Here is a 13,797-nt window from a genome sequence, read left to right as displayed (position 1 = left end):
AGACTACAGGTTCTTAAGCTTGTGTTTAAGTATTCCGGCGGCATGAGTATATCCACCTTCGGATCCGTCTACAAAATGAATGTGACCATCTTCCAGATCTCTGACATAACAAGACATTACCGCACTCGGACTTACAAATATCCCATACCAAATAATCCCATCGTTTTCGAGGGAATCTAGCGCAGTCTTAAGTTTCAAACGTTGAGCTTCTGTGCCTGAAATCACAGTGTTGATTCGACCATCAATGACTAAAGTGTCAGACATTTCTACCAATTTTCTTAAGTAGCGTCTGCCTTTACTGGTCCGGAAATACAGATAACCATAAAGATTGGTAACCCATGTCTTTAAGAACTCCCAAGTTGGAATGTTTCCAATCCTGGTTTTCATTTCAACGCCTAACCTGCTCAGAGAAGTATTGAGCTTGAGTTTAGAAACCGAGATTGGTTGTCGAAGTTTAGGAACCCCATATATCTCGTCCATTTTAAGAAAGACTTTTCTAAAGGCATCTGTTTGTTCTACGCCTTCCGCTGCCATGATTAAGATGCTGACTACCTCGTTATCTTTCTTCGGAGGACTGATTTTATCCCACCGGCATTGCATTCCATTCAGATCCGGTTCGCCATCTTCATCCTTATCACATTGAAAAAGATAATCTTCGTCTTTAATGACACTTTCGGCATAAGCAAGACCATTACCGAGCAGAATAGGAATGGAAAGTGTAGCAGATATTTTGGTCTTACTTAAGAGAAGTTTATGCCCTTTTTCATAGATCTGTTTTACAGATACTGTTCCTGCTCGCAGTTCTAGCCCTACTCTTTCCAGTGTGTTGGTGCTATACAGCTGAAGTGCCTGCATGGCGGCCTGGAGAATTGAGTCGGGAACTATAAAGGTTGCCCCATCTCCACCGAAGAAAAAAGGTACAGTGATGTTTGCTTTGTAAGCTAAATTAAGAACGGCAACAATACTTCCGGTTGCAATGAAGTTAACCGTTTCGTGAAGACCGTTAGCTACAGCTTTAGTGGAACTCTTAATGTCTGTAATGATCACATGCCAATCACCGGGGACCTCTTTAAAAAGGTTTTTTTGTAGCATCATTTCAGCAAGTGAGGCCTTACTATCCTTTAAGTGGTTATAAAAATGATCTGATATAGATTCCAAGGACAAGATTTTTATATGAACTTTAGGCTATTTGCGTTACTGCTGCGGTAACCATTAATTGGCCTACGTGCCTCATAGTGTGTTCTGCCGCATGTACTAAAAGGCCGATGACTGTAGATGGCAGACCAGCTCTTCCAACCCCGCGGTAATCAGCTAACGAATTGCCATCAGTAGTTTTTAGTTGCTGCAAAGCCATATCAACTTGTTGGTTAAAACGTTCTACCAAATCGGCTACCTGGTAGCCATCAGCTGTATCACTGCCTTCTTCTGCAAGTTGAACAAATTGAAATTCAGACAATAGTTCGCCTTTCGCATACGTAAATACCCGGTCTAATACACCGCTTAAATGTTGCAAATGAAAACCGACAGAGGCTAATCCTACCGGGCGTATCCATAATCTTTCGACCGGATAGCCGTTCATGTAGTCTTCTATCTCTTCACGGGCTTGAAGCAGTGCGTGGGCGATAGGCTGGAGCATTGGAATGATATCCGGCAGGGGACCTCTCTGCCATACTTCTAGTTTCTGAGACATATCTATCAACTGAGACTCAAATATGCATATAAATGATTTTACAAACGATTCTATAAGATTGTCGAAACCGGTAATCTTTCCGTCGGAAATCATAACAGGCAAAAATAAATAGATTGCACTCGTTATAGTTGCTAACTGTATTAAGGGAATTGTAGAAGATGAGCATTAAAGCTAAGCAAGCACCGCTTAGTAAAAATATTTTCAGTTCTTTTTTATTGGGTTTGCGTACCCGTTAAGTCTGTTTTTGATCCTTAAAACAACAGGTTTGGGGACCCCCGGGGACTGCCACATAAAAATCCAATAACGTTCCTTTGGCAAATGCTTCTTTGAAATGACTATGTACAATGTCGCAACCGAGAAGCTTATATGAAGTTAACAGAGCAACGACTTAAGAACGACTTTGCAACGACTTTGAACGACTTGAGAATGACCTTTGTCATTTCAGAGTGATTTGAAGTCTTACATATTCAGTCAAAAGTCCCTGCCGGGGAGACTTCACATTATTTAATTTCACTCATTTAACATGACCATTTATCATGGCAAAAATCAGAAAAGGGATTCTCGGCCCAGTATCCGGAACTTTAGGTCCAATCGTTGGTGGAACCTGGAAGGGAATCCCCTACATCAAAATGATTTCACAAAAGAAACCAAAAAGTTCTCCAGGACAAATCGCGGCTAGGAAAAAGCTGGTCTTTATTAACGACTTCCTAGTTCCATTCCATTCCTACCTTACGGTAGGTTTTGCTAATCATGCAGAACAACGCACTGAAATCAGTGCGGCGTTAAGTATCAACTATTATGACGCTTTCCCCTGGAAGGAAGCCGAAATAGAAGTCGACCTTTCCAAATTTTCAATCAGCAAAGGCACCTTGCCGACTTTGAATAGCCTCAGGGTAATACATTCAGCCGAGGCGATCGATTTCAATTGGGAAAGTACGTCCAAGGGCCATGCATCTTTAAGTGATCAGGTGATGCTTGTCGCATATTGTCCAAAGCTTCATGAAACCTTTGGTTGTATTGGAGGCGCTACGAGAGCTCAAAAACATTGGCAACTGGTAATCGACACCGAGCTTGCTGGTAGACTAGTTCACATTTATGTGAGCGTGGCCTCGGTAAACAGAAAATTTGTTGCTGATAGTATCTATTGGGGATCGCTTCCGCTTTAAGCTATTTTCGTTACTGCTGCGGTAACAATAAATTGGCCTACGTGCCTCATTGTGTGTTCCGCAGCATGTACTAAAAGGCTGATGACTGTGGATGGCCCAGAAATAGGAACCGGTAATATTTCCGTCAGGAATGATAAGCGTCGATAATAAAGTCGATGCGCTCGTTATATTTGCTAACAGTGTTAAGCAAACCAAGTAGTATGGGTATCGTAGAACGGAAAATCAGAAAGAAAGAAGAATTCAAAGCGAGTATTCTCGAAGCAGCATGGCTTCAGGTCTTGACTGAGGGTTGGCAGTCCTTGTCCATTCGTAAAATTGCGGATGCTATAGAATATAGCGTTCCAGTAATCTATAGCCACTTTGAGAACAAAGAAGCTATTTTGTTAGAATTCACCAAAGAGGGTTTTCAAAAGCTTGCTGAGCGTCTACAGGACGTGAAAAACAATACTTCTGGTCCAGCCAGTCAATTAGAGCAGATCGCTCATTCCTATTGGGATTTTGCTTTTGACCATAAGGAATATTATCAGTTGATGTTTGGTCTGGGGATACCGGCTTGTGATCGAGTAAACCAGGTTGCCGAAATGAAATCGATGACGATGGTAATGATTACTACAATTAAAGAAGCTATTGCGAAAAGTAATAACCCTGATGCAGACTCTTTTTTAAAGTTTCACACGTACTTGTCAATACTCCATGGGCTCGTTTCCATACAGATGATTGAAAAGGAAGGGAAGCCGGGAGCGGATAAAAAAATGATTCTTCAGGATGCCATCTCCGGATTTATACAGTCCTTATCTATTAAATAGTTTTAAAAATTGTTATGTTTACCCTGGTAAAACGAAAATTCTATGAAGCAAATATTCAATACTAATTTCAATCACAGTGCTTTAAACCTGATGTTCCTTTTGTTGAGAGTAGCGATAGGTGTTATGATGTTGACTCACGGATACGGTAAGTTGCAATCTGCGTTGGCTGGTGGCGAAATTCAGTTTATGGATCCCTTTGGTCTGGGACAAGCCGCTTCCCTGTATTTGGCAGTTTTTGCAGAGTTCTTTTGTTCTATTCTTTTAATAATTGGTGCTGCTACAAGGCTTGCTACAATCCCGTTGATTGTGACTATGCTAGTCGCTGTTCTGGTTGCACATGCCAGCGATCCTTTCCAGAAAAAGGAATTGGCTTTGCATTATCTTCTTGTCTACATTGTAATACTGGTCTGTGGTGCAGGAAAATATAGTATAGACTATATTATTAGTCGCAACTACGGTAAACGCAGACGTTAATCATATCAATAGCACGCTTATTGCGTTATAGGTACTATGAAAAGAATCGTATTATTTTCCCTCTTGATAATAGCGGCTTCTAGCTGTGGCATAAACAGACAGGCGCAGCAGATCAAAGCGCTGGAGAAGTGTACTTACAAAGTAACCTCTGCAGATGAGATCACAGTTGGCGGTACAGATGTAAAAAAACTGTTTGCTGGTCAGGAACTAAATCTTGCCAGTCTCCCTGGCCTCGCTTTTGGCTTGCTTAGGCAGGATGTGCCCTTAAAAGCCCGGTTGAATCTGGAAATTAAGAATCCCTCCAGTGAAGATGCTGCGATCAATCAATTCGAGTATAAAATTCTTGTAAATAACACAGATCTTGCAGAAGGCGTTGTTAATCAGGAAGTCAACGTTCCAGCCGGACAATCGACTGTTGTTCCAGTGAATATGATTGTGAATCTTTATCCGTTTGTTTCTAATAAGAAAGTTATGGATGAGATAGCGGCATTTGTTAAGGCAGGTAAAAGTGGTAGTGCCGAGAAAAAAGGGTTACTTACTTTAAAGATAAGACCGAGCATTAAAGTTGGCAATAGCCTGGTGAAATATCCCGGATTTATCACCATTGATAAAGAGATAAGCAGTAAGATTCTCCTATAAGAACCGTAGTACTTTTGCAGCATTGTTACTGATTTAACTTGAATTTCAAGTAAGGATTCCTATTTTTTGGTTAATTTCGAAAATCAAGATCCAAACATGAAATCTAAAATAGTCTGCTCTGTTGTCCTGTTTTTAACTCCCTTTTGTGTGTCTGCCCAACAAATGCCGCAATTAAATGCAGCGGAAATTAAGCAAGGCATAGAAAGCTTGGAAGTGACAGGAAGTGTGCTTTATATAGCTGCTCATCCTGATGATGAGAATACAAGACTCCTTGCCTATCTGGCTAAAGAAAAGAAAGTCAGGACCGGTTATCTATCGTTGACAAGGGGAGACGGTGGACAAAACCTAATAGGTAGCGAGCAAGCGGAACTTCTGGGTTTGATTCGTACGCAAGAGTTATTGTCGGCAAGAAGAACAGACGGTGCAGAACAATTCTTTACCCGGGCCAACGACTTCGGCTTCTCCAAAAACCCAGAAGAAAGTTTCAAGATATGGGGCAAGGCAAAAATCTTATCTGACGTCGTATGGGTCATACGAAAGTTTCAACCAGATGTAATTATTACTCGCTTCCCTGAAGATTCACGGGCCGGCCATGGCCATCATTCCGGATCAGCGATACTTGCCAGGGAAGCCTTTTCAGCTGCGGCAGATCCTAAGCAATTTCCTGAACAGCTTGCATTCGTTAAGCCATGGCAAGCGAAAAGAATTGTGTGGAATACTTTTAATTTCGGCGGCACAAATACAACATCAGACGAGCAACTTAAGATTGAAGTGGGTGGTTTCAATGCACTTTTAGGCAAAAGCTATGGCGAGATTGCTGCAGAAAGCAGATCAAATCACAGAAGTCAGGGCTTCGGTTCGGCGAGACAAAGGGGTGGAGGACTTGAGTTTTTCAGTCCGACTGCAGGCGACAAAGCCAATAAAGATTTGTTTGAAGGCATTGATTTTACCCTAGGGAGAAATCAGGGATATACTGCCATTCAAGGATTGCTAAACGAGATCAGCTCAGAATATGAAGTCTCAGCGCCTTCCAAATCGATACCGAAACTTTTAAAACTTAGACAACTCGTAAAAGATAAGACGTTTAAAAAAGACTTACTTGACAATTTGATTCTGGCATGTGCCGGGATATGGCTGGAAGGAGCCGCAGTGAATCCTTCTTATGCTTTGAATGAGCCAGTGAATGTACGACTGCAAGCCATCTCGCGGGCAGGAAAATCGTTTGCATTGCCGATTATTGTTACTGAAGAAACAACAGGTACACTGCTGGATTTGAAACCAAATCAACTATCTTCAAAAGAGGTAAGCTTGACGGGACGAACTACTCTTTCACAACCCTATTGGTTAGAAAAGCCACATGCACTGGGCGCTTTCACTGTTGACTCCCTGTCGAAGATAGGACTTGCAGAGAATCCAGTTGGATTAAGTGTGCTATTTAAGATTAAAATTGGTGACCAGCAAATTCTGAAACGCATGCCTGTAGTTTACAAATACACCGATCAGGTAAGAGGAGAATTGTACCAGCCACTGGTGATCGCTCCGCCTGTAACGGCCACGATGACAGAAAAGGCTTTTGTATTTAACGGTAACGATTCGAAAGTAATTAGTGTTCAGCTTAGGAGTTTTAAAAATAACGCATCCGGCAGTTTAAAGCCAAAGCTGCCTGTGGGCTGGAGAGCCTCTCCAGAAAGTTTAAACTTTATGATGGCAAACAAGGGTGATGAACAACTGGTCACCTTTACAGTAACCCCTGCAGGAAATACCACGGGTGGCAAAATGGTTTTAGATGTTGTCGTGGATGACAAAACTTATAATTATGGACTGCGTGTTATTGATTACGATCACATACCATTGCAAACATTGTTTCCACCTGCAGAAGCCGGAGTGGAAAAGGTTGATCTTAAACTTGCAGGGAAGCGGATAGGGTACATCGCTGGAGCTGGAGATCTTGTATCAGAATCTTTAAAGCAGATAGGATATGATGTAACCAACCTGACCGAAAGCCAGGTTGTAAATTCAGACCTTTCCCAATTCGATGCAATCGTAACCGGAGTACGGTTTTATAACGTAAATGAGCAGGTTAAAAGCCTTCAACCGAAGTTAATGAAATACGTTGAAAATGGTGGCGTGCTGTTGGTACAGTATAATGTCAACTCACCACTTAAGGTCGATGATCTCGGACCGTATCCGTTCAGACTAAGTCGTGATCGGGTAACTGAAGAGGATGCTAAGGTATCCGTGCTGGTCCCTGATCACGCCGCGTTTAACTATCCGAATAAGATTACTGAAAAAGATTTCAATGGCTGGATTCAGGAACGAGGTTTATATTTCGTGACAGACGTCGATCAGCATTATACGCCTTTAATCAGTATCCATGACACCGCTGAACAGGGCAATACCGGAGCTTTGATCGTGACCAATTACGGAAAGGGAAAATACGTTTATACCGGGCTTTCCTTCTTTAGACAGTTGCCGGCAGGGGTGCCTGGGGCTTATCGTTTGTTTGTTAACCTACTTTCTGTAAGCAAGTAAAAGCGATGGAAAAGCTTCAATACAAAAAATATTATTTCTTTCTTATTGGCTGGTTGATATTCCTGATATTGATGTTTTATGCATTTACTAAATATTTCGCATGAGCAATCTTGACTGGGTAGTATTGGTGCTAACACTCGTTGTAATTGTATTTTACGGCGTTTACAAAAGTCGCGGAGCCAAGGACATTGACGGCTATTTATTGGGTAATCAATCTTTACCATGGTACCAGGTATGTTTATCGGTGATGGCAACTCAGGCTAGTGCAATTACTTTTCTATCTGCGCCAGGCCTCGCATATACTTCGGGAATGAGCTTTGTCCAGTTCTATCTCGGCCTGCCTCTGGCAATGATTGTCCTTTGTATCACTTTTGTGCCTATCTTCCATAAGCTGAAGGTCTATACTGCTTATGAGTACCTCGAACAGCGGTTTGACTTGAAGACCAGAGCACTTACTGCATTTTTGTTCCTTATTCAAAGGGGCCTTTCCACTGGAATTACCATATATGCACCCTCCATTATCTTATCTACCATCCTGGACATCAACACGACATATACGACCTTATTTATTGGAAGCCTGGTCGTGTTTTACACTGTTTATGGAGGAACAAAAGCTGTTTCTTATACACAAATGCTTCAGATGAGCATCATTTTCTGTGGCCTTTTTGCCGCTGGGATTATGGTCGTTCATTTGCTGCCGGATAATATCGGTTTCATAAAAGCAATCAGCATTGCAGGGAAAATGGGAAGGACGAATGCCATAGACTTCAAACTTGATTTAAATAATCAGTATACGGTCTGGTCTGGATTGATCGGTGGATTTTTTTTGCAACTGTCTTATTTCGGAACCGACCAAAGTCAGGTCGGGCGCTATTTGTCTGGCGCCTCAGTGAATGAGAGCAGGAGGGGATTGCTGATGAATGGATTGGTTAAGATTCCAATGCAATTTTTGATCTTGCTAATTGGTGTCTTAGTTTTCACGTTTTACCAATATAACAAGCCGCCCATCTTCTTCAATTCTTTCGAGCTTAACAAATTGGAAAGCAGTAAATATAAGCCGCAACTCGATCTGATAAAAGGGGAGTATAATGCTGCGTTTAGCGCAAAACAGAAAGAGATCGTCAAAATGAATGATGCGCTTGAGTCGGATGACCATACACGCATTGATGCGCAGCGAAAAGTGCTACAGACCGCAGATCAGCGAGATAAGGACATTCGGGCAAAGGTGGTGAAGTTGATGGAGAAAAATGATATTCAGTCGAATACGAAAGACAATAACTATATATTTTTAAGCTTTGTAACGCAGTACCTTCCAAAAGGCTTGGTAGGACTACTCATCGCTATCATCTTTTTAGCTTCAATGGGATCCACTGCAAGCGCATTGAATTCATTGGCTTCTACAACAGTTATCGACATTTATAAGAGATTGATAAGGAAAAGTGGCACTGATAACGAGTATTTACAGGCGTCTCGGTTGGCGACGGTATTTTGGGGAGTCATTTGTATTGTTATGGCGCTGTACGCAAGCAAAATAGGTAACCTATTGGAGGCGGTTAATATTTTGGGATCATACATTTATGGAACAATCTTAGGCGTTTTTCTGGTTGCTTTCTATGTTAGGCACGTCAACGGAAAGGCCGTGTTTATTGCGGCTATTCTGGCAGAGATTGCGGTTGTCGCAATTGGGCAATCCGATAAGATTGCTTACCTCTGGCTAAATCTAATTGGTTGTTTACTCGTAGTAGGCTTAGGAGTGGTGATACAAACGCTTGTACGTAGCTCGCCGAAAGACTAAACTATCGCCTCACCTGTTTCCGTGGGCAAGACGATAGTAATTGGAAACCTAATCTTTATTTCTTTGCTTCAGCAAGCAAAGCTGAGTTTAAACGAACATACTCTGCATTCTTAGCTTCTTCGGCAACTTTGACGCCTTCAGTTGCACTGATCGCTGCTCCTTTCTTATCTCCCATTTTTAGTTGGATGCGTCCTTTCCACAGTTTGAAGTATGGTGCTTTTGGATCCGAAGCTTCCGCTGCTGTAGCCCATTCTAAAGCTTTATTAAGATCTTTCCCGTTTTCAAAATAATATTGCGCAGCTGCGAAATATGGTTTCTTTTCACCCTTCATCGCTTCTTCGATACCTGCCATAACTTTTGTATCAACATCAGTTGTCAGGTTAATATTAAGTGCAGTATTCTCCCACATTAACTGCAACTTGGCGGTCGTTGGATAAACGTCTGCCAATTGAATGCTGAAGGTTTCGGTTTTATCTTTCAATTTTACAGGTTTCACTGTCACTCTGAACAAGTCCTCTTCTGGTTTATACTCATATGCGCCCCATTGTTTCGCACCTTTGTTGATGATGACTGTCCACTCATTTGCTCCAGGAATGGTAAACAACCCGTATGTACCTGCAGGAAGATCCTTTCCTTCTATTTTAATCGCTTCTGTTGTAGTGATCGTGGTAGCGGAGTTAGCGCCAGTACGCCAAACTGAACCGAATGGTTCGAGGGCGCCAAAGATTTTTCTTCCCTTAGTATTTGGGCGTGAGTAGTTAACTGTAATAGTTCCTAATCCAAATGCCTGGGTTAACGTTTGGGACGTGCTTGGTTGTGGCATTTTAAGTCCTTGTGCATTCAGACCGGTGTGTAAGGTGGCCGAAACTGCAAGTAACAACATCGTTTTTAAAATCGTTTTCATTGTCTTGTTTAATTTAAGTTTTGTGTCTACAAAATTACGTTTATTATTAGCAATCATTCCTAAATTAGCCCCTATGCTTAATTGTCGTATTGCTGTGCTCTATTTTTCTGTTTTAATGATGTCCTGTTCCGGATCGAAATACCTCAGTGACCCGGGGCTTGAAAGCGGAGTGTCAAGAAAATTAGCTTCCTATAGAAAATCAGTAGTATCTGATATCAATTACAATTTGTTTTTTGAGATACCATCTGAAAAGAGTGAGGATATTCCTGCCACAGAAGTACTGTCGTTTAAACTTCTTAAGGTGAAGCATCCTTTACAACTCGATTTTAAAGAACTTGCTTCGAAGCTTAAAACCGTAACTGTAAACGGTAAAACAATTAGCATCAAACATCAGGAAGAACACCTTGTCATCGCAGCAGAATTCCTGAAAGCTGGAGGCAATGAGATAAAGATTGATTTTATAGCAGGGAACGGCGCCTTAAACCGGAATGCCGATTATCTATACACGCTCTTTGTGCCAGACCGCGCGAGGACGGTTTTCCCCTGCTTTGATCAACCGGACTTAAAAGCGACCTACACATTGAGTTTGGGGATTTCGAAAACATGGAAGGCGTTGGCGAACGGCGCATTGCGGGATTCGATTATACGGGGCGAAAGGAAGACCATGAACTACAACACATCAGATACCATCAGTACTTATTTATTTGCTTTTGCTGCAGGGAATTTTTTTCATGCGAAAGGAGCAACGGGTAACTTTGTATCTGACTTTTTATACCGTGAAACTGATACGGCAAAGATCAAAAGTAGTGTTCGCGAGGTCTTTTCTTTACATGATTCAGCACTGAAATATCTTGAAAGCTGGACTGGCATACCATATCCCTTCCAAAAGTTTGGTTTTGTTGCTATCCCTGATTTTCAATTTGGCGGGATGGAACATGTTGGGAATATACAGTATAAATCTTCTGCACTATTTTTAGATGCAGGTTCGACAAAAGATCAGTTCAACTCTAGAAGCAATGTGATCTCACATGAAACTGCTCATATGTGGTTTGGGGATTTGGTAACGATGAACTGGTTTACCGATGTTTGGATGAAAGAGGTCTTTGCGAATTTTATGGCCGATAAAAGTACTGAGGCGCTGACTGGAAAAGACATGTTCGACCTGAAGTTCCTTGTCGACCATTTTACACTTGCTTATGGAATAGACCGCACGACCGGCGCTAATCCGATCAGGCAGGATTTAAATAACTTAAAAGACGCAGGCACGCTTTATGGAAATATCATATACCATAAGGCTCCCATTATGATGCGGCAACTGGAGAGATTGATGGGCAAGGATAAGTTTCAGGAAGGCGTTCGGGTTTATCTTAAAAAATTCCGGAATGGTAACGCCTCCTGGCCTCAACTTATTGGTATTCTTGACGAGTATACCCCAGAAGATCTTCAGAAATGGAATAAAGTTTGGGTTAACGAACCCGGGCGGCCATTAATTGAGTACAAACTGGAGACTGCCGGAAATAAAATTACGAAACTCACGGTATTTCAACGGGCTGAGTTTGGAAAGGACAGGCTTTGGCCCCAACTCTTTGAATTTGAAATGTTCTTTCCCGGCGGTAGTAAAGAGATTACAGTGAATCTGAATGCGGCACAGGTTGTGGTACCGCAGGCTGTCGGACTTGATGTTCCCGCTTTTATACTGTTTAACAGTTCCGGGCAAGGTTATGGCGTCTGGCCGGCAGATCAATCCATGTTTCAGTATATCACAAAGATGGAAAAGCCGTTACATCGTGCTTCGGCATACATCTCTGTTTACGAGAATATGCTTATTGGACGAACAATCAACCCGAAAGAGGCCCTTAATCTTTTTGTAGCAAACCTGGATACGGAGAAAGAGGAGCTTAATGTGAAGTTGCTTAGCAATTATATAAATAACATTTACTGGGGTTTCCTGACGTCAGAGGAGCGCCTTAATTTGGCAGGTAGCTTAGAGACGGCACTTTGGAATGCAATGGAAAAGCAACCGGCCGCAAACATCAAAAAGCTATTATTTAAGACCTATCAAGACATTTTTACTACTAATACGGCCAGAGACAGAATCTATACTATATGGGCAGATTCATCTCCAGCTTCTGGCATCAAATTGACTGAGGATGATTACACTTCAATTGCCTTCTCACTGGCGCTTCGGAATGATAAAGACACTACCATACTCGCTAAGCAATTAGGACGAATTAGCAATGCGGACAGAAGAAGACGGTTCGAATTCATAATGCCTGCCTTGGCTGCTAACGAAGTGATTCGAGATGCATTTTTTAAAAGTTTATCTATCAAAGCAAACAGGGAAAAGGAAGCAAATGTCACAACTGCGCTGTTTTATTTACATCATCCGCTTAGACAGTCATCCGCTATTAAATACCTTCCGGAAAGCTTAAATTTACTATCAGAAATACAGGCTACGGGTGATATCTTCTTCCCTCAAAATTGGCTTCAATCCACTCTTGGGTCTTATCAAAGCAACCAGGCGGCGGATATAGTTCGTAAGTTTCTTTCGGAGCATCCTGATTACAATCCGAAGTTGAAAGCAAAGATCTTGCAGACCGCCGATAACTTGTTTAAAGCGGAAAGATTGCTGAAACACAAGTGATTATTTTAGCTCGGTATAAGTGATTTTGTAGGTTTTAGAAATGCCACTATGTTTGATTCTAACTTCAGTAGGATAGTCGTCAGTTCCGTATAGGTATTCGTAGGCGACGTGTTCAGTCAGAAGTTTTGGGTTTGTAAAACTGAGGATGTTATTTATTCCAGGATTGAGAAAAACTTCATTGATCTCAATCCTCAATAACTGACAGAATAATACAGACTGAAATATATTGTTTTTAATGTCGTAGCTGTAATTATAGTCACTTACTGAACCGCTTGCGGTTACGGCAGAGCTCAGCAGGTTGCCATTTGCTTGATATCCCAATGTATTATCTGTAAGTAAGGAACCGCTAACTGCATAAGTTTTGATGTTGTTTATTTGAGACGAGGTGTTGTAAGTCAGATAATACTTTTCGGTTGGGGTTGAGCGTTGTCCGCTGATGTCAAATCTCGATGCTCGTGTAATCTGGCCGTTTGCGATCAGGTAATCTACAGACTGCGAATTTACCTTGTCTTTGTATTTCTGAAGCTTTTTAAGAACATTATCCGCATAGGTCATCAGGTAAACTATTCCACCTGAAAACTTCATTTCTGTAATCAGTGCGGTGTTTTCCATATAAACGAGGTCTACTGTTAAATCACTGGTTGTAATCTTTACAGGCAGCATGTTCTTCTTTTTTGGTGGAATTACTACAGCGGGTTTTTCCACCTCTTCGGTCTCCGTTACCGGTGTTGGTTTACCAGGTTTCATTTTCTTGCAACTTGCAAAGGCAAGTACTATCATTAGAGGAAGAATGCCGGTTCGAACGAGTGATTTTATCATGATGAAATATGCTGGTGTTATGCTAACATCAGCAGGATTTTTTTATGAAGCCAAACTGCCTCGCGGTTTTAGTGTTGGTGGATACAATAAACTGGCAATGATATGTTTAAAGCCAAGTCATCCTGAATTTATTTCAGGACCTTGGCATAGCGATGCCACCCAGCCCAAGGTTGCGGCCTACGCCGCAAAGACGGGGGGGTAGGATAACTTGTCATTGCCTTTTCTGCATTCGGCACTGGTTCGTCATACGTTGTATGCTACGCCGGTCTTGGCAGGGTATTGAGCTGGGGTTGAACCGGCTTAGGACGAACCAATACCGGATCAACCC

The 13,797-nt window shown here is 41.9% G+C and carries 12 protein-coding genes; 8 read left to right on the top strand and 4 right to left on the bottom strand.

The genetic code is table 11. The features are described from left to right. Window positions 1-3: 3 nt before the first annotated feature. Window positions 4-1,158 carry a DUF3095 family protein gene (locus WKF66_RS08855; RefSeq protein WP_489674071.1) on the bottom strand — a complete coding sequence of 385 codons (1,155 nt, stop codon included), beginning with the start codon at window positions 1,156-1,158 and terminating at the stop codon, window positions 4-6. Between the two features lie 22 nt (window positions 1,159-1,180). Further along, complete coding sequence (locus WKF66_RS08850; RefSeq protein WP_489674070.1) at window positions 1,181-1,690, bottom strand: DinB family protein; 510 nt, start codon at window positions 1,688-1,690, stop codon at window positions 1,181-1,183. Between the two features lie 536 nt (window positions 1,691-2,226). Between WKF66_RS08850 and WKF66_RS08845 the strand changes: the two genes are divergently transcribed. The 6 genes from WKF66_RS08845 (at window position 2,227) to WKF66_RS08820 (ending at window position 9,102) form a co-directional block, all read left to right on the top strand. Beyond that, on the top strand, window positions 2,227-2,856 hold the full coding sequence (locus WKF66_RS08845) for a DUF6266 family protein (RefSeq protein ID WP_489674069.1): 630 nt from the start codon (window positions 2,227-2,229) through the stop codon (window positions 2,854-2,856). Window positions 2,857-3,056: 200 nt separating this feature from the next. Then, a complete protein-coding gene (locus WKF66_RS08840) occupies window positions 3,057-3,662 on the top strand; it encodes a TetR/AcrR family transcriptional regulator (RefSeq protein WP_489674068.1) in 606 nt (201 codons plus the stop codon). Window positions 3,663-3,704: 42 nt separating this feature from the next. Next, on the top strand, window positions 3,705-4,136 hold the full coding sequence (locus WKF66_RS08835; protein ID WP_489674067.1) for a DoxX family protein: 432 nt from the start codon (window positions 3,705-3,707) through the stop codon (window positions 4,134-4,136). A 36-nt stretch (window positions 4,137-4,172) separates the two neighbouring features. After that, window positions 4,173-4,775, top strand: coding sequence for an LEA type 2 family protein (locus WKF66_RS08830; RefSeq protein WP_489674066.1), 603 nt, complete (start codon window positions 4,173-4,175; stop codon window positions 4,773-4,775). A gap of 96 nt (window positions 4,776-4,871) precedes the next feature. After that, a complete protein-coding gene (locus tag WKF66_RS08825) occupies window positions 4,872-7,307 on the top strand; it encodes a PIG-L family deacetylase (RefSeq protein ID WP_489674065.1) in 2,436 nt (811 codons plus the stop codon). Between the two features lie 100 nt (window positions 7,308-7,407). Beyond that, the gene (locus WKF66_RS08820) at window positions 7,408-9,102 is read left to right on the top strand and encodes a sodium:solute symporter family protein (protein ID WP_489674064.1); all 1,695 of its coding nucleotides are present in this window, start codon (window positions 7,408-7,410) and stop codon (window positions 9,100-9,102) included. 55 nt (window positions 9,103-9,157) lie between these two features. Here WKF66_RS08820 and WKF66_RS08815 read toward each other — a convergent pair whose 3' ends face one another. Next, window positions 9,158-10,006, bottom strand: a complete 849-nt coding sequence (locus WKF66_RS08815; protein WP_489674063.1) for a DUF2911 domain-containing protein — start codon at window positions 10,004-10,006, stop codon at window positions 9,158-9,160. A gap of 73 nt (window positions 10,007-10,079) precedes the next feature. Here WKF66_RS08815 and WKF66_RS08810 point away from each other — a divergent pair, with 73 nt between their 5' ends. Then, a complete protein-coding gene (locus WKF66_RS08810; RefSeq protein WP_489674062.1) occupies window positions 10,080-12,650 on the top strand; it encodes a M1 family metallopeptidase in 2,571 nt (856 codons plus the stop codon). On the opposite strand, the gene WKF66_RS08805 is transcribed toward WKF66_RS08810, so the two are convergent. Next, entirely contained in the window at window positions 12,651-13,313 is a 663-nt protein-coding gene (locus WKF66_RS08805; RefSeq protein ID WP_489674061.1) for a hypothetical protein, read from the bottom strand. It lies immediately after the preceding gene. Between WKF66_RS08805 and WKF66_RS08800 the strand changes: the two genes are divergently transcribed. After that, entirely contained in the window at window positions 13,312-13,671 is a 360-nt protein-coding gene (locus WKF66_RS08800) for a hypothetical protein (protein ID WP_489674060.1), read from the top strand. The genes WKF66_RS08805 and WKF66_RS08800 overlap by 2 nt on opposite strands. The last annotated feature ends 126 nt before the right edge of the window (window positions 13,672-13,797 follow it).

The organism is Pedobacter sp., from assembly GCF_037719805.1.
Taxonomy (GTDB): Bacteria; Bacteroidota; Bacteroidia; order Sphingobacteriales; family Sphingobacteriaceae; genus Pedobacter.
Note: the sequence above shows the minus strand (reverse complement) of the source record. Positions and strands in the feature narration are given on the sequence as shown.

Excerpts from the sequence above, each read along its gene's own strand:
- WKF66_RS08850 (WP_489674070.1), bottom strand. The coding sequence starts at position 1,690 with ATGTCTCAGAAACTAGAAGTATGGCAGAGAGGTCCCCTGCCGGATATC.
- WKF66_RS08800 (WP_489674060.1), top strand. The coding sequence starts at position 13,312 with ATGTTCTTCTTTTTTGGTGGAATTACTACAGCGGGTTTTTCCACCTCT.
- WKF66_RS08830 (WP_489674066.1), top strand. The coding sequence starts at position 4,173 with ATGAAAAGAATCGTATTATTTTCCCTCTTGATAATAGCGGCTTCTAGC.
- WKF66_RS08835 (WP_489674067.1), top strand. The coding sequence starts at position 3,705 with ATGAAGCAAATATTCAATACTAATTTCAATCACAGTGCTTTAAACCTG.
- WKF66_RS08815 (WP_489674063.1), bottom strand. The coding sequence starts at position 10,006 with ATGAAAACGATTTTAAAAACGATGTTGTTACTTGCAGTTTCGGCCACC.
- WKF66_RS08840 (WP_489674068.1), top strand. The coding sequence starts at position 3,057 with ATGGGTATCGTAGAACGGAAAATCAGAAAGAAAGAAGAATTCAAAGCG.
- WKF66_RS08810 (WP_489674062.1), top strand. The coding sequence starts at position 10,080 with ATGCTTAATTGTCGTATTGCTGTGCTCTATTTTTCTGTTTTAATGATG.
- WKF66_RS08805 (WP_489674061.1), bottom strand. The coding sequence starts at position 13,313 with ATGCTGCCTGTAAAGATTACAACCAGTGATTTAACAGTAGACCTCGTT.
- WKF66_RS08845 (WP_489674069.1), top strand. The coding sequence starts at position 2,227 with ATGGCAAAAATCAGAAAAGGGATTCTCGGCCCAGTATCCGGAACTTTA.
- WKF66_RS08820 (WP_489674064.1), top strand. The coding sequence starts at position 7,408 with ATGAGCAATCTTGACTGGGTAGTATTGGTGCTAACACTCGTTGTAATT.
- WKF66_RS08825 (WP_489674065.1), top strand. The coding sequence starts at position 4,872 with ATGAAATCTAAAATAGTCTGCTCTGTTGTCCTGTTTTTAACTCCCTTT.